Origin of the sequence: Mesorhizobium sp. ESP7-2 (genome assembly GCF_020164715.1) — a bacterium.
Lineage (GTDB): Bacteria > Pseudomonadota > Alphaproteobacteria > Rhizobiales > Rhizobiaceae > Mesorhizobium.
Genome location: NZ_JAIUGQ010000002.1, coordinates 211541 through 232749 on the forward strand (window position 1 = coordinate 211541; position 21209 = coordinate 232749).

A 21209-nucleotide genomic window follows, 5' to 3' on the forward strand; every position below is an offset into this window, starting at 1 on the left:
TCACGCGGACCGCCCCGTGCCTGTCGCCACGCGCGTGCTTCAATTCGCTCCGATGGTCTGGGTCGGCCTCATCTCCTATTCGCTCTACCTTGTTCACTGGCCGATCAATTCCTTCGTCCATTATCTCTCGCTGAAAGCCGTCTCGGTGCCGACGATCGTCGCAATGACGGTGGCCAGCTTCGCCCTGGCGACCTTCTCCTGGAAGTATGTCGAGCAGCCTTGCCGGCGGAAGCGGGCCTTCACCGCCGCGCTGCCTATCTTCGCCTTTTCGGCGACGGCGATCGCCCTGCTGTGCGTAGGCGGTCTGGCCGGTATGCTCGGCAACGGCTTTCCGCAGCGGTTCCCCGATTTCTCGACGCAACGGATCGTGGTGGGCGACTGGCGCAACAGCGTCTGCTTCAACGAGGGGGCGAGCCGGATCGAGGATTGGAACCTTGCCGACTGCACGCGCACGCATGGCTTTCCCACCAATGTGCTGCTGTGGGGCGATTCCTTCGCGGCTCACTACGTTTCGGGCCTGGAGGCCAACGCGCAGAAAATCCAGGCCAACGTCATCCAATATACCTATGCCGGCTGCCCACCCAACCTGTCCTTCTTTTCCTATGCCAGGCCGAACCGCACCCGCTTCAACGAACGGGTGCTGTCGATCATCCGCGATGCCAATATCCAGGCGGTGATCCTGAGCGGCCGATGGACGGACTACCAGGCCAGGGGCTTCGGCGGACTGCAGACGAGGATCGACCGGCTGCGTGACATGGGTGTCAAGGTCTATGTCATCGGCCAGTCTCCGGAATTCATCGCCGACGTCCAGAAGATCGCTTTCTTTGCAAAACACGAAGGCGCCGTGAGTACATCCTGGCCTATGGCCATGGATGCCGACATCAACAAGCAGGTGCAGCTCTTCGCCAAGGGCGCGACCTTCATCGACCCGCTCACCTATCTGTGCGACGCCATCGGCTGTTCCTATGCGGATGCCACCAGCAAGCAGTTTCTCTATTTCGACTATGGTCATTTCTCTTCCGCCGGCGCGACGCTGGCCGTCTCGAAATACTGGCCGAGCTTCGCCGCCGGCGGCGAAGTCGCAAAGGTCAGGGAAGAGGCGCCGACCGTCACTGGTGAACTGGCGAAGCCCTCATTGTGAGACCGGTTTGCGATTGCCCAAAGCCATGCGGTCATGATAACGAGGCTGCAGCGCGGGTATGATGTAATGGTAGCCTGTCAGCTTCCCAAGCTGAACGCGCGGGTTCGATTCCCGCTACCCGCTCCAGCAGGCTACACAAGGCGTTGCGGCTGATCGGGGTTGGCCGAGATTCCGGCGGTTTTACACCATCGGTTCCGGCATCGTCCATGCTCGAATGTTGCATCTTCGGTCCACAGGAACTGGAAGAGAGCGCTGGTGTCGGCGTTTGCCCGTTCCGTGGCGCCTGACGAGCATTGCCTGTGGTGCGTCCGTTGCATCGGACATACCCGGTCGGGGTCGAGGCTCGCCATGTCTGCTTCAGATCCCCCGTCAGCACCAGATATTGCGTGTCGGTGCCCCGCTGGGCGGGTCCGGGACAACGGTTGTCGGCACCGAGATATTGTCTACAACCCAGATGGTCGAGACGCCGGCGTCCTCGATCCTCAAATGATAGTGGATCTGCTCTGCCGGGAAGACTGGTGGGAACATGCCGCCCGAGTTGGCGACCACCGGAAATCGTTCCGGATCACAGTGCGGCGTCAGCGTACCGGCATCATAGAAATACGCCTGCGCGCCGCTGTACGGCGTGGCGCTGGCGTTAAGCCACGGCACTAGACCCCGTTCCCAGAGAATGGACATAGGTTTCTTCAAAATCAATTTTGCAGTGTTGTTAGAAAGCGGACTTACCGCTAGTACTACCGCATGGGGCTAAAAATGTTTCGACCATTCGACAGGGCGCTAAAGCGCTCGCGCGACAAATTGTTCGCCGGACTCCGTACCTTTGACGGGTTTCGGTACTTCAGCCTGCTGACGATCAATGAAGACATAGTTTTGGTCACAAGGCAGTTCGCTGACCACAGGCTTGTTTTCTCGCCTCATGAACTAGTAGGCCGGCACCTTTTCAGGAATGGCCAATATCAGCGAGCCTTGGCTGACAGGGTACTTGAGATAATCGGCCAGCCCTTTGGGAAAACGCTGTTGGAGCTAGGCGCAAACATCGGGACACATAGCGTCTATCTCACCAGGCAAGGGCATTTTGACCGGCTGATCTGCGTCGAGCCGGCGCCGAACAATATCCACCTGCTGAAGCAGAACCTTGCCTTGAACGGGCTGGCTGAGAAAACCTCGGTCATCGAGTGTGCGGTTGGGGACAGGGATGGGACAGTCGATTTCTATTTTGACGAGAAGAATTTTGGGGCCAGCAGCATGACTGATCACGGCGGAACATCGGTTCAAGTCCCACTGCGCCGCGTGGACGGCATACTGCAAGACCTCGACGTCAGCCCGGAAGAGATCGGGCTTGTATGGATGGATATCGAAGGCGCCGAACCCGATGCGATCAGATCCATGGGGGAGATTGTGGATCAAGGTGTTCCGATTCTCATGGAATACGTGCCCGGCCGTTACGATCGAGCCAAAGTCTCCGAAATGACGGAATACCTGGCCCGCTCCTATCGACGATGCATCGTGTTCGACGGCAAGTCCGAGAAACAGGCCGATATCCGCGAACTGCCAGAAGATACCTACGATATCCTACTTTTGCCGTAGGCCTTCAATCGTTTCCTTGTGAGTGCCATATGCGCGAGATGGAGCAGAAATTCTTACGCATCACTCAGATGCTGGTGACGCTCGCCGTTTCAGGCACTGCCGCGCAGATGCACTGGACGAGCAACGGCCCCTCGATCGGCGCGTGGGGTCTGATCGGCGCAATCGCCTATACGTTCGTCTACTGCTGGTCTACGCCGGAACCTGTCCAGATGGCAGGGCTGTCAGGAATGCCTAAGCCTGGCCGATTCGCATCTCCTTCTTGAGGAGGAACCGGGCGAGGTTGTTGATATTCCGCGGCGCCACCTTCTTGGGCAGATGCGCCAGCAGGTCTTCCGATTTGACGTCGCTGCGGAACCGCTCCGCCCAATCTTCGGTGAGGTTGTCCCGCTGCAGGCGCAAATTCGTCTCGAACTCTCCGTCCGGCATTTCCATCGACAACTGCCGGGCCACCGACGCGACGTAGGGACGAGGATCGTCCAGCAGATCCTCGTAGAAAAAGTGATCGTAACGCAGATCGGCCAACCGCAGGTAAGCCTCCCAGAAGGCATAGCTCTGCTCGATCAGGAAATAGGCTTGGCAGATGCCGGCGAAGTCGTATTGCGGAACCAGGTCCGCGCCGTCCATCGTGCTTCTCCAATGGCCTGACGCCTTCGCCCGGCAATAGGAAATCGCTTGGCGAAGACGGTCCCGCCGTTCCAGCAGGATCAAACCCATGGCATGGCGCCGGCTGCATTCCGCCAGGAAGTCGGCGCCATATTTGGCCTGCGACCAGTGAAGATGCCGTGGAAACAGCTTCACGGCGAACGTGCCGTTCGCGGTTCCGCCGCGATCGATCACGGCGGATAGCAGATCATCAAAGGATTTCGGCTTGCAGCCCAGATTGGCCGTGTCGAGCCATTCGGCTGACTTGCCAAATAATCCCGTGCTGTTCGTGAGGCTGCCAAGCCATTCAGAACCGCTGCGGGCTTCGGTCAATGTTGCCACGCCCCTCATGCGTGCCGAGTGCCTCCAGATTGTAGACGCGGGATCACAATTCTAGAATACGGTTCTTCTTGGTCGCCCCTCGGCATGGTCGCAGCTCCGCTCGACAACTCCGCAACGGAGATGGGCTGGCATGTTCCGTCGATTCGATATTAGAATAAGCTAAATTACTTAATCAGTCACGGTCAGGTGATCGGCCACGCTGTGGTGGCCGTCAACCAGAAGCGATTACAGCCAGACGCGGAGCCAGACGCGCTCGCGCCGGCAGCGGACGCGGCGGCGGCCGTGGCGCCAGTAGCTGCGGCAAACCCGTCTCCAGCCGCGGCGGCGTCCATGGCGGCGACGCCAGTAGCCATCGGGACCGCGATGTCTCCAGCGACGCCAGCGGCGATCGGAGACCTGCTCCAGTTCGACCTGATCGTCCCCTTCGAAGACAGCCGGATCCGGCTTGTCCAATTCATCGAGAATTCCATTGCCTTGGGGAACTCCGGCAAGCGCGCGGCCAGGTCCGGCCACGCTCGCAAACGCCACTGCCCCCGCGACGCCAAGCATTCCAGTAAGAAACAACCGACGTTCCATGAAAACCTCCCGAGTTGTTGACCACCGACACCTCGTTCCCTCGCCCGAAACAGGCTCCAGCGCGCATGCCGATTTTTTTGAACGCGCGACGGCGATTCTCGTTCCATCAGCCCACTTCGCGCAGGATGAAATCATGCAGCATCTTGGCCGCCGGCGACAGTACGCGATTCCTGACCGTGATCAGGCTGTAGGGCCTGACCTCGATGTCGAATTCGGTCTGGACGACGTCGATGGCGCCGGCAAGCCCGTCCGGGTTCTGGATGAACTTCGCCACCTGCACCGATACCGGCGCGATGGCATCGGATTGCGCGACCATGACCAGCGTGAGCAGCAGCGAGCTGGTGTTCAAGATCCGGTCCGGCAGCGCGATGTTGCGGTTCAGGAAGTTGCTCTCCATCGCTTGGCGCAAGGGCGAACCGCCGGACTGGAAGACCCAGTCATAGGCAGCGGTGTCTTCCAGCCGCACCACATTACCCCTCGCGAGCGGGTGGCCGCGGCGTACGATCAGGCAGGCCTTCTCGACGCCGATCACGCGGGATTCGAACAGCCGCGGATTGAGGTCGTCGGGAATGCGGGCGATGATGAAGTCGTGGCGCGAGGCGATCAGCTCGCGGGCGAGCACGTTCGACGTTTCGACCTGCATGGTGATCTCGATGCGCGGGTAGATGCGGCGGATCTCGCGAATCGCCGGCACGGCCAATTCGATCGCCGGCGCGGTCACGGCGCCGAGGAACACCGAGCCGCCCTTGCCGGCCTTGAGCTCGGCAATCTCGCGATCGGCTTCGCGCATCTCGAGCAGGATCGAGCGCGCCCGCCTGGCAAGTGCCTGGCCATAGGGGGTGAGGGTTACGCCGCGCGGCAGCCGTTCGCACAGCTTGACGTCGAGCACCGCCTCCATCTCGGCGATCATGCGCGAGGCGGCCGGCTGGGAGATGTTCATGACCTGGGCCGCGGCGCTCACCCGTCCGTGATCGTCGAGGGCGGCTATCATGCGCATGTGGCGCAAGCTCAAGCCACTGCGCAGGAGTGTTTCCCCGTCTCCCGGGAGCTTCTCGTAACTTACCGGAATCGCATCGGGATCGCGCAACGCCGCCATGATCTTCCAGCCTTTCCGTCGATTCTTCTCGGATGCTAGACCATACCGGTTTCGGTATAGCAACCACCAAAGATCGCATTTGACAGTTATGGCAAAGCGACCCACCCTCCGCGCGTTCCGAGGTGCAGGGGTCGGTAACGAACAAAATCGTATCGATTGAAACTGCGTCGCGGAGCCGATTGGGAGGATACCGGAGATCGATAAAGCCGACAGCGGCGCGTTTGCGCTCCTGTCCGGTTGCGCGACCCGCGAAGCCCCGAGGTGTCGCGTCCATCAACCAGGGAGAGTAATGTGAAGATTATCAAGACGCTGGCCGCCGTGGCGGCCCTTGGCATCGCTGCCATGAGCTATCAGGCGCACGCGGCCGACAAGGGTCTTGTCGGCGTGCTGATGCCGACCAAGACCTCGCAGCGCTGGATCAACGACGGCGACGCCGTCAAATCCCAGCTCGAGGCTCTCGGCTACACTGTCGACCTGCAGTATGCGCAGGACGACATCCCCAACCAGCTCAGCCAGCTGGAAAACGAAATCACCAAGGGCCCGAAGGCGCTGATCATCGCCTCGATCGACGGCACCACTTTGTCGGATGCGCTGCAGAAGGCCAACGACGCGGGCGTCGTCGTCGTCGCCTATGACCGCCTGATCAAGAAGACTCCCAATGTCGACTATTATACCACCTTCGACAATTTCGGCGTCGGCGTGATCCAGGCGAATTCGCTGGTCAAGGGTCTCAAGGAGCGCTTTCCGAACACCAAGCCGTGGAACGTCGAACTGTTCGGCGGCTCGCCGGACGACAACAACGCCTTCTTCTTCTACAACGGTGCGATTTCGGTCCTGCAGCCGTTGATCGACGACGGCTCGATCAAGATCAAGTCCGGCCAGATGGGCATGGACAAGGTCGGCACGCTGCGCTGGCTGGCGGCAACCGCCCAGGCCCGCATGGACAACCTCCTGTCGGCGAACTACTCGGACGGCAGCCGCGTCGATGGCGTTCTGTCGCCCTATGACGGCCTGTCGCGCGGTATCACCGCATCGCTGCGCGCCGTGGGCTACGGCACGGCCGCTCAGCCCTGGCCGATCGTGACCGGTCAGGACGCCGAGACCGCCTCGGTCAAGCTGATCATCTCGGGTGAGCAGTACTCGACCGTGTTCAAGGACACCCGCGACCTGGCCAAGGCCACTGTCGGACTGGTCGACAAGGTGCTCTCGGGCGGCAAGCCTGACGGCCTCGACACCAAGACCTACAACAACGACGTCAAGGTCGTTCCCTCGATCCTGTTGACGCCGCACGAAGTCGACAAGTCGAACTACCAGAAGCTGGTCGTCGACTCCGGTTACATCAAGGCCGAAGACCTGAAGTAATCCCGGTTATAAAATCAGGGGTCCTGCGCAACGCAGGGCCCCTTTTCGTTCAGAAGCGACCCCGGTATTGTTTCTGCCGGCCTAGAGCAATTCCAGGAAAAGTGCGTAGCGGTTTTCCGTCAGGAATTGCGTAAAAACAAGAAAGTCTAGGAGGAGCTTGCCCTGATGACCTCGACGATTTTGGAGATGCGCGACATCACCAAGACGTTCCCCGGCGTGAAGGCGCTCTCGAACGTCAACCTCAGCGTAGAGGAAGGCGAGATCCACGCCGTGGTCGGCGAGAATGGCGCCGGCAAGTCGACGCTGATGAAGGTGCTGTCGGGCGTCTATCCCTCCGGCACCTATGATGGCCAGATCATCTTTCAGGGCCAGGAATGCCATTTCAGAGGCATCCATGACAGCGAACACAAGGGCATTGTCATTATCCACCAGGAACTTGCGCTTGTGCCGATGCTGTCGATCGCCGAAAACATTTTCCTCGGCAACGAACACGCCAGATACGGCGTCATCGACTGGCACGCCAACGAGGCGCGTACGTCCGAGCTTTTGAAGAAAGTCGGTCTCAGGGAAGACCCCAAGACGCTGATCACCAATATCGGCGTCGGCAAGCAGCAGCTGGTCGAGATCGCCAAGGCGCTCAGCAAGGAAGTCAAGCTCCTGATCCTCGACGAACCGACGGCATCGCTCAGCGAGAAGGACAGCCAGGCGCTGCTCGATCTTTTGCTCGAGTTCAAGCGGCAGGGCATGACCTCGATCCTGATCTCCCACAAGCTCAACGAGGTGAACCGCGTCGCCGACAAGGTGACGGTGATCCGCGACGGGCGCACGATCGAGACATTGCCGCGGAAGGAGATCAGCGAGGACCGGATCATCACCTCCATGGTCGGCCGGTCCCTTGACGATCGCTACCCGCCGCGCGAGCCTGATATCGGCGACGTCATTTTCGAGGTCAAGGACTGGTCCGTCTACCACCCGATCCATGCCGAACGGCAAGTGATCAAGAGCATCGACCTCAAGGTGCGCAAGGGCGAAGTTGTCGGCATCGCCGGGCTGATGGGCGCCGGCCGCACCGAATTCGCCATGAGCCTGTTCGGTCGCTCCTATGGCCGGCACATCAGCGGGGAGGTGCTGCTCAACGGCAAGCCCGCAGACCTTTCGACAGTGGGCAAGGCAGTGCAGAACGGCATCGCCTACGTCACCGAAGACCGCAAAACCTATGGGCTGAACCTCATTGACCACATCAAGCACAATGTGACGCTGGCCAACCTCGCCGGCGTTTCCAATGGCGGCGTCATCGACGATATGCGCGAAATGAGCGTCGCCAACGACTATCGCAAAAAGACCAATATCCGTGCATCCAGCGTCTATCAGCTGACCGGCAATCTCTCGGGCGGCAACCAACAGAAGGTGGTGCTGTCGAAATGGCTGTTCGCCGACCCGGAGGTTCTGATCCTCGACGAGCCGACGCGCGGCATTGACGTCGGTGCCAAGTACGAAATCTATACAATCATCGCTCGCCTCGCCGCCGAGGGCAAGGCGATCATCGTCATCTCATCGGAAATGCCGGAACTGCTCGGCATCTCCGACAGAATATATGTCATGAACGAAGGGCGCATGGTCGGCGAGATGGCGGCAAGCGACGCCAGCCAGGAAAAAATCATGCGCGCTATTGTTCGCGGAGAAGGAAAAGCATCATGAGCACAGACAGCGCTCCCGCGCCGCAAAGCGGCACCGCCGAGGACGTCAAGCAGGGTCCTCGCATCGCCGTCTCGGCGCTGACGACGAACCTGCGCGAATACGGCCTGATCATCGCGCTGATCGTCATCATGCTGTTCTTCCAGTACACGACGTCGGGAACGCTGTTCAAACCGGTCAACCTCAGCAACCTGGTGCAGCAGAACTCGTTCATCATCGTGATGGCGCTCGGCATGCTGCTGGTCATCGTCGCTGGCTATATCGATCTCAGCGTAGGATCGGTCGCCGGCTTCATCGGCGCACTTGCCGCCATGATGATGGTCATCTGGCCGCTCGGCATGTTCAGCAACCCACTGGTGGTCTCGATCGTCTGCCTGGTCGTCGGCGGGTTGATCGGTGGGGCCCAAGGCTACTGGATCGCCTATCACCGCATACCAAGCTTCATCGTGACGCTCGCCGGCATGCTGATCTTCCGCGGCATCTGCCAGGCGCTGCTTGGCGGCGGCTCCTCGGTCGGTCCGCTTCCCGACAGTTTCAAGGCGCTGAGTTCCGGCTTCATCCCGGACGTGATCGGCCCGCTGACGCTGATCCCACCGACGGTGAATGCCGCCGGCAAGACCATTGTCGGCAGCGGGCTCACGCTGCACATGACGACGATCGTGCTGGGCGTGGTCGCGGTGCTCGCCTACGCCTATTTCGGCTTCAGGGGGCGGCGCAAGCGCGAACGCCACGGTTATGAGGCCGAGCCTTTCACGCTGTTCGTCATCAAGACCCTGGTAGGCAGCGCGCTGGCGCTGTTCCTGGTCTTCCAGTTCGCGACCTATCGGGGCCTGCCGATCGTGCTCCTGGTGATGGGCGTGTTGATTTCATTGTTCGTCTTCGTCACCAAGCGCATGACCATCGGCCGCCGCATCTACGCCATGGGCGGCAACGCCAAGGCGGCGCAACTGTCGGGCATCAACACCGAACGGCTGACGCTCCTGGTGTTCGTCAATATGGGCGTGCTGTCGGCACTCGGCGGCCTCATCATCGCCGCGCGTCTCGGCCAGGCCGTGCCGGCCGCGGGCCTCGGCAGCGAGCTCGACGTGATCGCGGCCGTCTTCATCGGCGGCGCCTCGGCGATGGGCGGCGTCGGCCAGGTCATCGGCGCGGTGGTCGGCGGCTTCATCATGGGCGTGATGAACAACGGAATGTCGATCATGGGCGTCAATGTCGACTGGCAGCAGGTGGTCAAGGGACTGGTCCTGCTCGGGGCCGTCATCTTCGACGTCTACAACAAGAACAAGGCTTAAGGGCCGGGGGCGAGGACTAGGAGGCATACGGGTTCTAGATCGCGAAGCTGCCGGCGGCCCGTCGGCACCAAGAAGTCCGGGGAAGGACCAGGCTCGCGAACGCAATCCGGACGAAGCGTTTCAACCGTGGCGCGTTTCCGCGCCGCGCCGGTCAAGGTTTGCCCATTGGCAGCCGGATACAGATAAATGAGAGAGGACTGATCATGCTGATCTCGCAGATTCTCGACGACGCCGAGACGATCCGTGTCGTTGCCCGCAGCGGCGGGAAGACCCGGATCATCAACGGCGCGCGCAGCGTCTATTCGCTGGCGATGGAGGCCGCCCGCACCGGCGTCGGCCTGGCCGCCCTGATCGAACGCAAGGGACTTGGCGAGACAATCGATCTGGACGCCGCCTACAAGAGGGGGCGCCTCCTGTCGCCGATCAATCACCCCGACCCGGCGCATCTGCATCTGACCGGCACGGGGCTGACGCATCTCGGGTCGGCCGCCACGCGCGATTCCATGCACAAGAAGCTCAGCACCGACGGGGAGGAGCAACTCACCGATTCCATGAAGATGTTCCGCATGGGGCTGGAAGGCGGCAAGCCCGCGAAAGGCCAGGTCGGCGTGCAACCGGAATGGTTCTACAAGGGCAACGGCACCATGGCGGTCGCGCCTGGCGCGGCACTCATGTCACCGGCCTTTGCCAAGGATGCCGGCGAAGAACCGGAGGTCGCCGGGATCTATGTCATCGGCGATGACGGCGCGCCGTTCCGTGTCGGCTTCACGCTGTCGAACGAGTTCTCGGACCATGTGACGGAGCGCGTGAACTATCTGTTCCTCGCCCACTCCAAGCTGCGCAACGCCTCGTTCGGGCCGGAGATCCTGATCGGCGACCTGCCTTCGGACATCCGCGGCACGTCGCGGATCCTGCGCGACGGCAAGACATTGTGGGAGAAGCCGTTCCTGTCGGGCGAAGCGAACATGTCGCACACCATCGCCAATCTCGAGCACCACCACTTCAAATATTCGGCGTTCCGCCAGCCGGGCGACGTACATGTGCATATGTTCGGCACCGCGACGCTGTCCTTCGCCGACGGCATCAATACCGAGGCCGGCGACGTGTTCGAGATCGAGGCAGGGGATTTTGGTCTGCCGCTGCGCAACCCGCTGGAAATCGAAAAGCCGGTGAAGGTGGCGGTGAAGGCGCTGTGATGCGCCAGACATCAGGACGTCATAGATGGTCCTATGACAGGCTTTGACATATGGTCTTGAGGTATTTGCCAGGCGCCGTACGAAGCCTTGGCTTCGTGCTCTTGCTCGCGCATGCGTCGTCCGTGGCTTATGGAGCCGCGCAGTGCAGTCCCAAATCCTATGGCGAAGCACTCGGGCTTATGAAGAACCGGCTTCTGACGTCCGGTTACTCAAGTCCTCAGGTCGAATTTCTGATGCAAAACGCTGACCAGCGAATGTCCACGCTTGGCGGTGCGAAACTGAACGAGGCGGCCAAGCCATGCGGGATAGACTCAGCCCGAGCCCATGTCCTCGGCTGCCTGGACAAAGTCCTGTTCCCCTTGGAAGGATCAAAGGCTTCGCTTGACGCTGCAAGGCAGATACGCATCTGGGGTAAAACGCAACTCGCACGGCGCGAACTGCTGTTCATCGGCAGCTTCAATGCGTGTCTCGGCACTGCGAGAAAGCGCATGTTTCACGGCTAGAATAGTCAAACGTCAAACGGATGCTGAACTCGTCGGGGCTGGAGAGGTCGGCTAAAGCTCTGCATGGCCTCATGGCGTCAGGATCAGCGCGCGGCGCGGAAATGCTTGGACAGCTTCAGGCCTTGCGCCTGGTAGTTGGAGCCCAGGTCGGTTCCGTAGAGCGCCTGCGGCCGCTTCAGCATGTGCTCGTAGACCAGCCGGCCGACGATCTGGCCATGGTCGAGGATGAACGGCACTTCGTGGCTGCGCACTTCGAGCACCGCCCGACTGCCGGTGCCGCCGGCCGCCGAATGGCCGAACCCCGGATCGAAAAAACCGGCATAGTGGACACGGAACTCGCCGACCAGCGGATCGAAGGGCGTCATCTCGGCGGCGTAGAGCGGCGGCACATGCACCGCCTCCTGGCTGACGAGGATGTAGAACTCGTCGGGATCGAGCACCAGTTCGCCGGCGCCGCTCTTGTGGATCGGCTCCCAGAAGTCGACGACATCCTGGGCGGCACGCTTGTCGACATCGACGAGGCCAGTGTGGTGCTTGCCGCGATAGCCGACCAGCCCATCCTTGTCGCCGTTGAGATCGATCGACAGCGCGATGCCGCCGCCCGAAATGTTCGGCGGCTCGGTGGCGACCAGCATCTCGGCGCGGTGCAATTCATGCAGTTCGGCTTCCGAAAGCAGCGCGTTGCCGGTTCGAAAACGGATTTGAGACAGGCGCGAACCGGTGCGCACAATGATCGGGAAGGTGCGCGGGCTGACTTCGAGATAGAGCGGACCCTGATAGCCAGCGGCGATCTTGTCGAACTCATGGCCCCGGTCGGTCATGACGCGGGTGAAGATGTCGAGCCGACCGGTCGAGCTCTTCGGATTGGCCGAGGCCGAAATGTCAGCCGGCAGGGCCAGGCTTTCGAGCAGCGGCACAATATAGACGCAGCCGGTTTCGAGAACCGCGCCTTCGGTCAGATTAATCTCGTGCAGCTGCAGCCGATCGAGCTTTTCCGAGACCTTGTGGTAGGGACCGGGCAGGAACGAGGCCCGCACCCGCCAGGCCTTTTCGCCCAATCTGAGATCAAGACTGGCCGGCTGGATCTGGTCGGCATCGAGCGCACGCGGCGACTTCAGCGCGCCGGACTGGAACAGCGCCGAAATGTCCTGATCGGGAAGAATGCCTGTCTGCCGCAAAGTCTGGCTCCTGGGCCTTTGATACAAACCTCTTAATGAAGCCGGCAATTGACGCAAGCGTGGCGCGGGTCTAAAGGGTCGTTATCCCGTGGTGATTTGGCCGGTCGGCTTGCAGCCACGTTAAACAAGTCGCTAAAGGACCGTCGGGCCGCAAGGCCGTATGGACCGGTTGCGACTTTTTCGCGGCCGGTTTTTTTGTGTTTGGATAGGACGATGACGAGCAAGACGCGCAATTGGAAGCCTCAAACCGCACTCGTGCATGGCGGAACCCTGCGTTCCGGCTTCGGCGAAACCTCCGAGGCGATGTACCTGACCCAAGGCTATGTCTACAAGACCGCCGAGGCGGCGGAAGCCCGCTTCAAGGGCGAAGAGCCTGGCTTCATCTATTCGCGTTACGCCAACCCGACCGTCGACATGTTCGAAAAGCGCATGTGCGCTCTCGAAGGCGCCGAGGACGCGCGCGCCACGGCGTCGGGCATGGCTGCGGTGACGGCGGCCCTTCTGTGCAGCGTCAAGGCCGGCGACCATATCGTGGCGGCGCGCGCGCTGTTCGGTTCCTGCCGCTGGGTGGTCGAGACGCTGGCGCCGCGCTATGGCATCGAGGCGACTTTGGTCGACGGCACCGATATCGCGAACTGGGAAAAGGCGGTCAGGCCGAACACCAAGCTGTTCTTCCTGGAAAGCCCCACCAATCCGACGCTGGAAGTCGTCGACATCGCCGCCGTCGCTTCGCTTGCCAATTCGATCGGCGCAAGGCTTGTCGTCGACAATGTCTTCGCCACGCCGCTACAGCAGAAGCCGTTGCAGCTTGGTGCGCACATCGTCGTCTACTCGGCCACCAAGCACATCGACGGCCAGGGTCGCTGCCTGGGCGGCGTCATCCTGTCGGACAAGAAGTGGATCGACGAAAATCTGCACGACTACTTCCGCCACACCGGCCCCAGCCTGTCGCCGTTCAATGCCTGGACCTTGCTGAAGGGTCTCGAGACGCTGCCGCTGCGCGTGCGCCAGCAGACGGAAAGTGCCGGCAGGATCGCCGACTTCCTGGCCGAGCAGCCGCAGATCGCCCGCGTCATCTATCCTGGCCGGGCCGACCACCCGCAGGCCGCCATCGTCAAGAAGCAGATGTCGGGCGGCTCGACGCTGATCTGCCTTGATGTCAAGGGCGGCAAGCCGGCGGCCTTCGCCCTGCAGAACGCCCTCGACATCGTGCTGATCTCGAACAATCTCGGCGATGCCAAGAGCCTGATCACCCATCCGGCGACGACGACGCACAAGAACCTGAGCGACGAGGCCCGCGCCGAACTGGGCATCGGACCTGGCACGCTCAGGCTGTCTGTCGGCCTGGAGGACGCCGACGACCTGCTGGAAGACATCGCGCAGGCGCTGAAGGCCGCCAAATAGGCTGTTCAGGAGCGTCGTCCGCGGCGATCAGGCGCGCGACGGCGTCTCCTCCAGTTCGGCTGTCTTGGTGCGGATGGTCATGGCGTTGCCGCGCCAGTCGACGGCGCCGCCGAGCCAGCCGCGCGCCCAGATGAACGGGAGCATCACGTCGCGCGCAATCATCGCCGCGACCATGCGCGGCGACAGGTGCCAGCCCTTGGACAAGGCCAGCGCGCACTCCGGAAGGTAGAAGGCCGCCAAGACGGCAATCGCGGTTGCCCAGAGGCTGACGCCCGCGCTCGCCGCCGCAACCAGCGCAAGCGCGAGAGGAACCGCCGCGCCAGTCAGGATTTCGGGCGCGAAGAACAGCGGGAAGGTAACGCGGCGCAGGCGCGCCCAGCGGGCCTGGCGCGACCAGATCTCGCCAAGCGTGCGCTGGCCGAGCGGCTGCTCGAAGGGCGCAGCAACGAGATTGACGCGCAGGCCGAGGCCGTTGACCAGCTTGGTCGCGGCGGCGTCCTCGGCGATCTCGGCGGCCAGCGCGCGAATGCCGCCATTTGCGTCCAGCATCGGCTTGTTCCACAGCATGCTCTTGCCCTGGGCAAAGCCGAGGCCGAGCGCCTCGCCGGCATACTGCCAGCGGGCCTGCAATGTGTTGAGGAAGGCGCATTCTACATCGGCCCAGAAACCCTCTGGTCGCGAGCCGATCGGCGTCGAGCAGACAAGGCCGGTGTCGGGCCGCCATGCCGCCATCATGTGCTCGACATAGTCCCTCGGCATCAAGACGTTGGAATCGGCAAGGATGACCCAGTCATGGCGCGCCGCTTCCCAGCCCTTGACGCAATTGTTGAGCTTTGGATTGGCGCTGACACGGTCGTCACCGATCATTAGCCGGGCCGGCACCTCGGGAAACCGGGCAATCGCCCTGTTTATCAGTTTGACCACCGGGTCGTCGGTATGGGCGACGCAGAAAATCAGCTCGTAGCGTGGCCAGTCGAGCGCGAAGGCGCGCTCCAGCGTCTCATGCGTGAACGGCTCGACGCCACGCGACGGGACGATGATCGACACCGGTTGCGACTTGCCGGCCGGCGGGGCGATCATGCCGCGCCGTTTCAGCTGTGAGGCGGCGAGCGAGATGCTGGCGGCGTTTGAAAGGATGAGTGCGGTCGAAAGCGAGGCGGCTATGAAGGTGAGTACCATCGAGATCTGGTCACTCCGGAAAGGCGGCCCGCATCGTGGCCGTTTTCAACAGTTCGACAGAGCGCCGAGTCGCCCGGTTCGTGCACACCACCATTGTCGTGTGTCACTTAAATGACATTCTTTGCCGGCACCTGCGGTTCAAGGTCGGGCGCGACAAGACGCGCACGTTGACCTGCTCACCGGGAGCGCCGAAAATCGTCGGACTGTTTTGGAGCCGCTCATGTACCGCGCCGTGACGCGCAACATCGAAGTGCAGGTCAGGCCGTTCTATCTCGAGGACCGTTCGGATCCCTCGGAGAACCGCTATGTCTGGGGCTATCAGATAACGATCGACAACCAGTCGGACGAGTTGGTGCAGTTGTTGTCGCGCTACTGGCACATCACCGATGGTGCCGGCCGGGTCGAGGAAGTGCGCGGCCCGGGCGTTGTCGGCGATCAGCCCGAACTCAATCCCGGCGACAGCTATCAATACACGTCCGGCTGCCCGCTCTCGACGCCGTCCGGGATCATGGTCGGACGCTACACGATGCGCAACAAGCGCGGCGAGACGTTCGACATCGCCATCCCCGCCTTCTCGCTCGATCTGCCGGGAACAAGGCGCACGGTGAACTGAGCGCCGACGGTCGCGCTGCCCCTCATCCGCCCTTCGGGTACCTTCTCCCCGTGAACGGGGAGAAGGTAAGATACCTCACTGAGCCGCAAATTCCGCCGGATCGAAGTCGTACTGCGTAGAACAGAACTCGCAGGCGACATGGATGCCGCCATCCTCGGTGCTGTCCTTGATCTCCTGCGCGGAGAAGCCCTCGAGGATGCCACGGATCTTGTCCCGGGAGCATGAGCACTGGTCGGTGACGGGAACGCCTCCGAAGACGCGCACGCCATGCTCGTGGAACAGGCGATAGAGCAGCCGCTCGGCGCCGATGGTCGGGTCGATCAATTCGGTCGGCTCGATGGTGCCGAGCAAGGCCAGCAACTCCTGCCAGGAATTGTCCGTGGGATCATGGATCTCCTCGCGCGGATCGCCATCCCCGCCCGGCAGATCCGGGATGCGCATGCGCTCGGAGGCCTGCGGCAGGAACTGCGCCAGGATCCCGCCGGCGCGCCACTGCTCGCGCGCGCCGCCGACACCGGGCGTCAGCAGCTTGGCGACCGAGAGCCGGATATCCGTCGGGATCTGTTCCGACTGGCGGAAATAGGTGCGCGCCGCATCTTCCAGCGTCTCGCCGTCGAGCTGGACGATGCCCTGATAGCGCTGCGTATGGGCGCCCTGGTCGATGGTCAGCGCCAGCACGCCGCTGCCAAGCAGTGTTTGCTGCGAGGTCTCGCCGGCCGCAATCAGTGTCTCCAGCCGGTCGGCGTCGAAACGCGCATAGGCGCGCAGCGCCGAGGGCGTGGAAAAGTCCGCGACCAGCATGTCGACAGGCCCGTCGGTGCGGGTCTGCAGGATGAACTTGCCTTCGAACTTGAGCGAGGTGCCGAGCAGCACCGTCAGCACACAGGCTTCCGCAAGCAGGCGGGCGACCGGCTCGGGATAGTCGTGGCGGCCAAGGATGGCGTCGAGCATCGGCCCGAGCTGCACCGTGCGGCCACGCACGTCGAGCGGACCGACTTCGAAGGGAACGACGTGATCGTCGCCGGCGTAGCCGAACTCGCCGAGTTTGGGGTGATGTTCAGTCACTTGATGGCTTTCCAACATGACAAAGCTCCAGGGCGCGGCCATGCGGCCCTGGTGGGCACATGCGTCCAAACGCGCTTGATTTGCGTGATGCGGCGCAGATAGGCATCGCGCCCCCGCGGATCAAGCGCCTGGGCATTTCAAGCGCCCAGACACGTCATGCGCTCAGACACATCAAGCACCGAGGCACCAGGCTAGCACGGCCTTCTGGGCGTGGAGCCGGTTCTCGGCCTCGTCGAACACCACCGAATGCGGCCCGTCGATGACCTCGTCGGTCACCTCCTCGCCGCGATGCGCCGGCAGGCAATGCATGAACAGGGCGTCGGGCTTTGCCCTGGCCATCAGCGCCGCATTGACCTGGTAGGGCGAGAAGACATTGTGGCCGCGGGCACGGTGTTCCTGGCCCATCGACACCCAGCAGTCGGTGACTATGCAGTCGGCCTGGTCGACGGCTTCCTCGGGCGAGCGGGTGAAATGCAACTTGCCGCCATGCGCCTTGGACCAGTCGACATGCTTCTGCGCCGGTTCGCTGCCTTCGGGCACGGCGACGTTGAGGTTGAAGCGGAACCGGGCCGAGGCCTCGAGCAGCGAGTGCAGCACATTGTTGCCGTCGCCGGTCCAGGCAATCGTCTTGCCGGCCACCGGACCGCGATGCTCCTCGAATGTCATGATGTCGGCCATCAGCTGGCAGGGATGGGTGTCGTCGGTCAGCCCGTTGATCACCGGAACGGTGGCATTCTCGGTTAGCTCCAGCAGCCGCTCATGGGAGGTGGTGCGGATCATGATCGCGTCGACATAGCGCGACAGCACCTTGGCTGTATCGGCGATGGTCTCGGAGCGACCGAGCTGCATCTCGGTGCCGGTCAACATGATGGTCTCGCCGCCAAGCTGGCGCATGCCGACATCGAAAGAAACGCGCGTGCGCGTCGACGGCTTGTCGAAGATCATGGCCAGCACCTTGCCTTCGAGCGGCTTGGTCCGCTCGCCGGCCTTGAGACGCGCCTTTCGCGTCACCGCATCATCCAGCATGAAGCGCAAATCGCCTTCGGAAACGGTGGAAAGATCGGTAAAATGGCGAACTGACATCAGGAATGGTTCCGGATTACTTCGCGGCGGCGGAGGCGATCGCCTCCGACAGGACCTTGGCGCCAGCGCGGATGCGGTTGAGCGCTTCGTGAATCTCGGCGTCGGTGACGGTGAGCGGTGGCAGCAGGCGAATGACGTTGTCGCCCGCCGGAACGGCCAGCAAATGCTGGTCGCGCAGCGCCATGTTCACCTTGCCGTTGGGCATCGCGCATTTGAGGCCGAGCATCAGCCCGGTGCCCCTGATATCCTCGATCACCTCGGGGAATTCGTCGGCTATCGACGCCAGCCCCTGCTTCATCAGTAGCGCCTTGCGCTGGACATCCTCCAGGAAGCCGCCTTCCAGCACGACGTCGAGCACGGCGTTGCCGACCGCCATTGCCAGCGGATTGCCGCCGAAGGTGGTGCCGTGCACGCCGGCGGTCATGCCGACGGCCGCCTCGTCGGTGGCGAGGCAGGCGCCCATCGGGAAGCCGCCGCCAATGCCCTTGGCGATTGCCATGATGTCGGGCGTCACCGCAGACCACTCATGCGCGAACAGCTTGCCGGTACGGCCAATGCCGCACTGGACCTCGTCGTAGATCAACAGCAGGCCATGCTGCTCGCAGAGCTGCCGCAGCCGCTTCAGCGACTGTGTCGGCACCGGGCGGATGCCGCCCTCGCCTTGCACCGGCTCGATCAGGATCGCGGCGGTCTCGGGCGTGATCGCCTTTTCAGCGGCGTCGATGTCGTCGAAACCGACCTGGTCGAAGCCTTCGACCTTGGGTCCGAAGCCTTCGAGGTATTTGTACTGGCCGCCGGCCGCGATGGTCGCCAGCGTGCGGCCATGGAAGGCGCCCTCGAAGGTGATGATGCGGAAGCGCTCGGGATGTCCCTTGACGAAGTGGTAGCGCCGCGCCGTCTTGATCGCGCATTCCAGCGCCTCGGCGCCGGAATTGGTGAAGAACACCTTGTCGGCGAAGGTGGCATCAGCCAATCGCTCGCCGAGCCTGCTCTGGCCCGGGATCTCATAGAGATTGGAGACGTGCCAGAGTTTCGCCGCCTGTTCGGTGAGTGCCGCGACCAGATGCGGATGGCCGTGGCCAAGCGAATTGACCGCTATGCCGCCGGCGAAATCGAGATATCGCTCGCCCTTGTCAGTAACCAGCCAAGTGCCTTCCCCATGGTCGAAGGCCAGGGGTGCGCGAGCAAAGGTCTCGTAAAGCGCCGAACCGCTCATTATATGCGTCTCCGGTACCGGAAAATCAAAAAGCCGCCAAAGCGGCGGCCTTCTGCGGCTTATCGTGTTTTTCGGTCATGAAGTCAACGAAAACGTCGCGTAGTGGCGCGCGGCAAGCCCCCTGACGCAACGCCGGCTCATGAGCGACCGGGCAAGTTGGGGAAAACCGAAAAAACCGATTCGTGTTGCACTTGGGACTCTTGTCACCGAGTCAGCGTATAGAGTAGTTGTAGTCGAGAAATAACTAGATTTCGTGCGGCGGACCCAATCACCAGATATATGTGGTGTCTGCCCCAGCAGTGGTGCTGGGTCGGGAATGGATTCTGGTTGCCGCACGCTTACAAGGAGCGCGGTCATGAACTGGACTGACGAGCGGGTAGAACTCTTGAGAAAACTGTGGTCGGAGGGTCTGAGCGCAAGCCAGATTGCCGCGCAGCTCGGAGGGGTCAGCCGCAACGCGGTCATCGGCAAGGTGCACCGGCTGAAGCTGTCAGGCCGCGGCCGTGCGACAGCGACGCCGGCACGCCAGAAGAAGGCGACGCAGGGATCGACCGTCCAGAAGTCGGTGGCGCGCGCCGCGAGCACGGCACGCCATGTCACGACTTCGATCGGCGCGACGGCCCTTCAGACGCAATTCGACGCCGAACCCGTGGCAAGACACTACATTCGCCCGGTCGAGAACGTCGTGGTCCCGATCTCACGGCATCTGCAACTCGTCGAACTGACCGAGCGCACCTGCAAATGGCCGAATGGCGATCCGCTTTCGGAGGACTTCAATTTCTGCGGCAACGAAGCCGCCGAAACCGGTCCTTACTGCAAATACCATGCCCGGGTGGCGTTCCACCCAGCGGCGGAGCGGCGGCGGAATCGCTGAGCGGAGTGAGTAGTGAGTAGTGAGTAGTGGTGATCCCACCAATCACTACTGACTACTGACTACTGACTACTGACTACTGACTACTTCACAACCATCCATTCTTGCGAAACCGCCAGTACAAAAAAGAGCAGATCAGCGCGATGATGGCCAGCACCATCGGGTAGCCATATTCCATCTTCAGCTCCGGCATGTCGGTAAAGTTCATGCCGTAGATGCCGGCGAATGCGGTTGGCACCGCCAGGATGGCCGCCCATGAGGCGAGTTTCTTCGAGATCGCCGTTTCCTGGCTCTGACCGACCAGAAGACTGGCCTCGAAGGCGAAGGCCAGCACCTCGCGCAGGCTGTCGACCTTCTCCTGGACGGTACGGATATGATCCGTCACGTCGCGGAACAGCGGGTGCATGGCCGAATGGATCTGCGGCAGCTCGGCGCTGGTCAGCCGGCGGCAGACTTCCACCAATGGCAATGCCGCGTTGCGCAGGCGCAGGAGGTCGCGGCGCAGCATGTAGAGGCGTTCGATGTCGGGACCGGTCATCGGCTTCAGCAGGACCTTGTCCTCGATCGCCTCGACCTCGTCCTCGATCTGCTCGAGCACGGGCATGTAATTGTCGACGATGAAGTCGAGAATGGCGTAGAGGACGAAATCCTCGCCCTTGGCCAGCGAATGCGGGCAGCTTTCCCAGTGCTGGCGCACGGCGGCATAGGATGTCGACGGGCCGTGCCTGACGCTGACGATGTAGCCTGAGCCGACAAACAGATGTGTCTCGCCGAAGGTGACGCGCCCTTCGATCAATTGCGCCGTGCGAGCAACGATGAACAGCGCATCGCCATATTGCTCGATCTTTGGCCGCTGGTGCGGATGCTCGGCATCCTCGATCGCCAGCTCATGAAGATGAAACTGCGCCTTGACGCGCAACAGAAGTTCGCGGTCAGGTTCAAGCAGCCCGATCCAGACGACATGCCCCGATTTCTTGGCCCATTCGCCGGCTTCCTCGATCGGAATATCGGCGATCCGGCGCCCGGCGGTATAGACACCGCAGGCGATGATGCCCGATGACGGCGGCGAGGGCTTGAACTCGCGGACATATTCCATCGCAGCCTCCCGAAAGCGTTGCCTTCCCTGGGGAACCAGCAAGTTTATCTCGGGATAGTTTAGCGCAATATG

Annotated in this window: 21 protein-coding genes, 1 tRNA gene and 1 riboswitch; of the genes, 13 read left to right on the forward strand and 9 right to left on the reverse strand. The window is 62.1% G+C overall.

Translation table 11 applies throughout. The features are described 5' to 3' along the window. Positions 1-16 precede the first annotated feature (16 nt). Both LB543_RS03320 and LB543_RS03325 read left to right on the forward strand, forming a co-directional pair. A complete protein-coding gene (locus tag LB543_RS03320; protein WP_224613046.1) occupies positions 17-1141 on the forward strand; it encodes an acyltransferase family protein in 1125 nt (374 codons plus the stop codon). A gap of 52 nt (positions 1142-1193) precedes the next feature. After that, a tRNA-Gly gene (locus tag LB543_RS03325) sits at positions 1194-1267 on the forward strand. A 243-nt stretch (positions 1268-1510) separates the two neighbouring features. Here LB543_RS03325 and LB543_RS03330 read toward each other — a convergent pair. Beyond that, positions 1511-1819 carry a hypothetical protein gene (locus LB543_RS03330; RefSeq protein ID WP_224613047.1) on the reverse strand — a complete coding sequence of 103 codons (309 nt, stop codon included), beginning with the start codon at positions 1817-1819 and terminating at the stop codon, positions 1511-1513. A gap of 75 nt (positions 1820-1894) precedes the next feature. Between LB543_RS03330 and LB543_RS03335 the strand changes: the two genes are divergently transcribed. After that, on the forward strand, positions 1895-2728 hold the full coding sequence (locus tag LB543_RS03335) for an FkbM family methyltransferase (protein ID WP_224613048.1): 834 nt from the start codon (positions 1895-1897) through the stop codon (positions 2726-2728). 29 nt (positions 2729-2757) lie between these two features. Next, the gene (locus LB543_RS03340; protein ID WP_224613049.1) at positions 2758-2991 is read left to right on the forward strand and encodes a hypothetical protein; all 234 of its coding nucleotides are present in this window, start codon (positions 2758-2760) and stop codon (positions 2989-2991) included. Here the strand turns inward: LB543_RS03340 and LB543_RS03345 are convergent. Further along, positions 2960-3712: a Stf0 family sulfotransferase gene (locus tag LB543_RS03345; protein ID WP_224613050.1), complete on the reverse strand. Its 753-nt coding sequence runs from the start codon at positions 3710-3712 to the stop codon at positions 2960-2962. The genes LB543_RS03340 and LB543_RS03345 overlap by 32 nt on opposite strands. A 330-nt stretch (positions 3713-4042) precedes the next feature. On the opposite strand from LB543_RS03345, the gene LB543_RS03350 reads away from it, so the two are divergent. Then, positions 4043-4309, forward strand: a complete 267-nt coding sequence (locus tag LB543_RS03350; protein ID WP_224613051.1) for a hypothetical protein — start codon at positions 4043-4045, stop codon at positions 4307-4309. 85 nt (positions 4310-4394) lie between these two features. Here LB543_RS03350 and LB543_RS03355 read toward each other — a convergent pair whose 3' ends face one another. Further along, positions 4395-5384: a LysR family transcriptional regulator gene (locus LB543_RS03355; protein ID WP_140765085.1), complete on the reverse strand. Its 990-nt coding sequence runs from the start codon at positions 5382-5384 to the stop codon at positions 4395-4397. A gap of 291 nt (positions 5385-5675) precedes the next feature. Here LB543_RS03355 and chvE point away from each other — a divergent pair, with 291 nt between their 5' ends. The 5 genes from chvE (at position 5676) to LB543_RS03380 (ending at position 11432) form a co-directional block, all read left to right on the forward strand. After that, complete coding sequence (gene chvE, locus LB543_RS03360; RefSeq protein ID WP_140765083.1) at positions 5676-6746, forward strand: multiple monosaccharide ABC transporter substrate-binding protein; 1071 nt, start codon at positions 5676-5678, stop codon at positions 6744-6746. A gap of 165 nt (positions 6747-6911) precedes the next feature. Then, positions 6912-8444: a multiple monosaccharide ABC transporter ATP-binding protein gene (gene mmsA / locus LB543_RS03365; protein ID WP_140765081.1), complete on the forward strand. Its 1533-nt coding sequence runs from the start codon at positions 6912-6914 to the stop codon at positions 8442-8444. Then, on the forward strand, positions 8441-9733 hold the full coding sequence (mmsB, locus tag LB543_RS03370) for a multiple monosaccharide ABC transporter permease (RefSeq protein WP_140765079.1): 1293 nt from the start codon (positions 8441-8443) through the stop codon (positions 9731-9733). The genes mmsA and mmsB overlap by 4 nt, the downstream gene beginning before the upstream one ends. A 203-nt stretch (positions 9734-9936) precedes the next feature. Then, positions 9937-10929, forward strand: a complete 993-nt coding sequence (araD1, locus tag LB543_RS03375; RefSeq protein ID WP_140811320.1) for an AraD1 family protein — start codon at positions 9937-9939, stop codon at positions 10927-10929. A 233-nt stretch (positions 10930-11162) separates the two neighbouring features. Then, positions 11163-11432, forward strand: a complete 270-nt coding sequence (locus tag LB543_RS03380; protein ID WP_224613052.1) for a hypothetical protein — start codon at positions 11163-11165, stop codon at positions 11430-11432. Positions 11433-11515: 83 nt separating this feature from the next. Here the strand turns inward: LB543_RS03380 and LB543_RS03385 are convergent, their stop codons facing one another. Beyond that, a complete protein-coding gene (locus LB543_RS03385; protein ID WP_224613053.1) occupies positions 11516-12610 on the reverse strand; it encodes a 2'-deoxycytidine 5'-triphosphate deaminase in 1095 nt (364 codons plus the stop codon). 78 nt (positions 12611-12688) lie between these two features. Beyond that, positions 12689-12766, forward strand: a riboswitch (SAM riboswitch). A gap of 57 nt (positions 12767-12823) precedes the next feature. Between LB543_RS03385 and LB543_RS03390 the strand changes: the two genes are divergently transcribed. Further along, positions 12824-14014 (forward strand): O-succinylhomoserine sulfhydrylase, encoded by a 1191-nt coding sequence (locus LB543_RS03390; protein ID WP_224613054.1) that lies wholly within the window; start codon positions 12824-12826, stop codon positions 14012-14014. Between the two features lie 27 nt (positions 14015-14041). On the opposite strand, the gene LB543_RS03395 is transcribed toward LB543_RS03390, so the two are convergent. Next, positions 14042-15193, reverse strand: a complete 1152-nt coding sequence (locus LB543_RS03395; RefSeq protein ID WP_224613055.1) for a ceramide glucosyltransferase — start codon at positions 15191-15193, stop codon at positions 14042-14044. A 220-nt stretch (positions 15194-15413) separates the two neighbouring features. Here LB543_RS03395 and apaG point away from each other — a divergent pair, with 220 nt between their 5' ends. Next, positions 15414-15806 (forward strand): Co2+/Mg2+ efflux protein ApaG, encoded by a 393-nt coding sequence (gene apaG / locus LB543_RS03400; RefSeq protein ID WP_224613056.1) that lies wholly within the window; start codon positions 15414-15416, stop codon positions 15804-15806. 75 nt (positions 15807-15881) lie between these two features. On the opposite strand, the gene LB543_RS03405 is transcribed toward apaG, so the two are convergent. The 3 genes from LB543_RS03405 to LB543_RS03415 all read right to left on the reverse strand — a co-directional run bounded on the left by LB543_RS03405 (position 15882) and on the right by LB543_RS03415 (position 19170). Further along, positions 15882-16913: an Hsp33 family molecular chaperone gene (locus tag LB543_RS03405; RefSeq protein WP_224613057.1), complete on the reverse strand. Its 1032-nt coding sequence runs from the start codon at positions 16911-16913 to the stop codon at positions 15882-15884. A gap of 129 nt (positions 16914-17042) precedes the next feature. After that, positions 17043-17954, reverse strand: coding sequence for an ornithine carbamoyltransferase (gene argF / locus LB543_RS03410; protein ID WP_140757822.1), 912 nt, complete (start codon positions 17952-17954; stop codon positions 17043-17045). 16 nt (positions 17955-17970) lie between these two features. After that, complete coding sequence (locus LB543_RS03415) at positions 17971-19170, reverse strand: aspartate aminotransferase family protein (RefSeq protein ID WP_224613058.1); 1200 nt, start codon at positions 19168-19170, stop codon at positions 17971-17973. Positions 19171-19525: 355 nt separating this feature from the next. Here LB543_RS03415 and LB543_RS03420 point away from each other — a divergent pair, with 355 nt between their 5' ends. Continuing rightward, entirely contained in the window at positions 19526-20044 is a 519-nt protein-coding gene (locus LB543_RS03420; protein ID WP_224613059.1) for a GcrA family cell cycle regulator, read from the forward strand. A gap of 85 nt (positions 20045-20129) precedes the next feature. On the opposite strand, the gene LB543_RS03425 is transcribed toward LB543_RS03420, so the two are convergent. Then, positions 20130-21137, reverse strand: coding sequence for a magnesium and cobalt transport protein CorA (locus LB543_RS03425; RefSeq protein ID WP_140757824.1), 1008 nt, complete (start codon positions 21135-21137; stop codon positions 20130-20132). Positions 21138-21209: the final 72 nt, after the last annotated feature.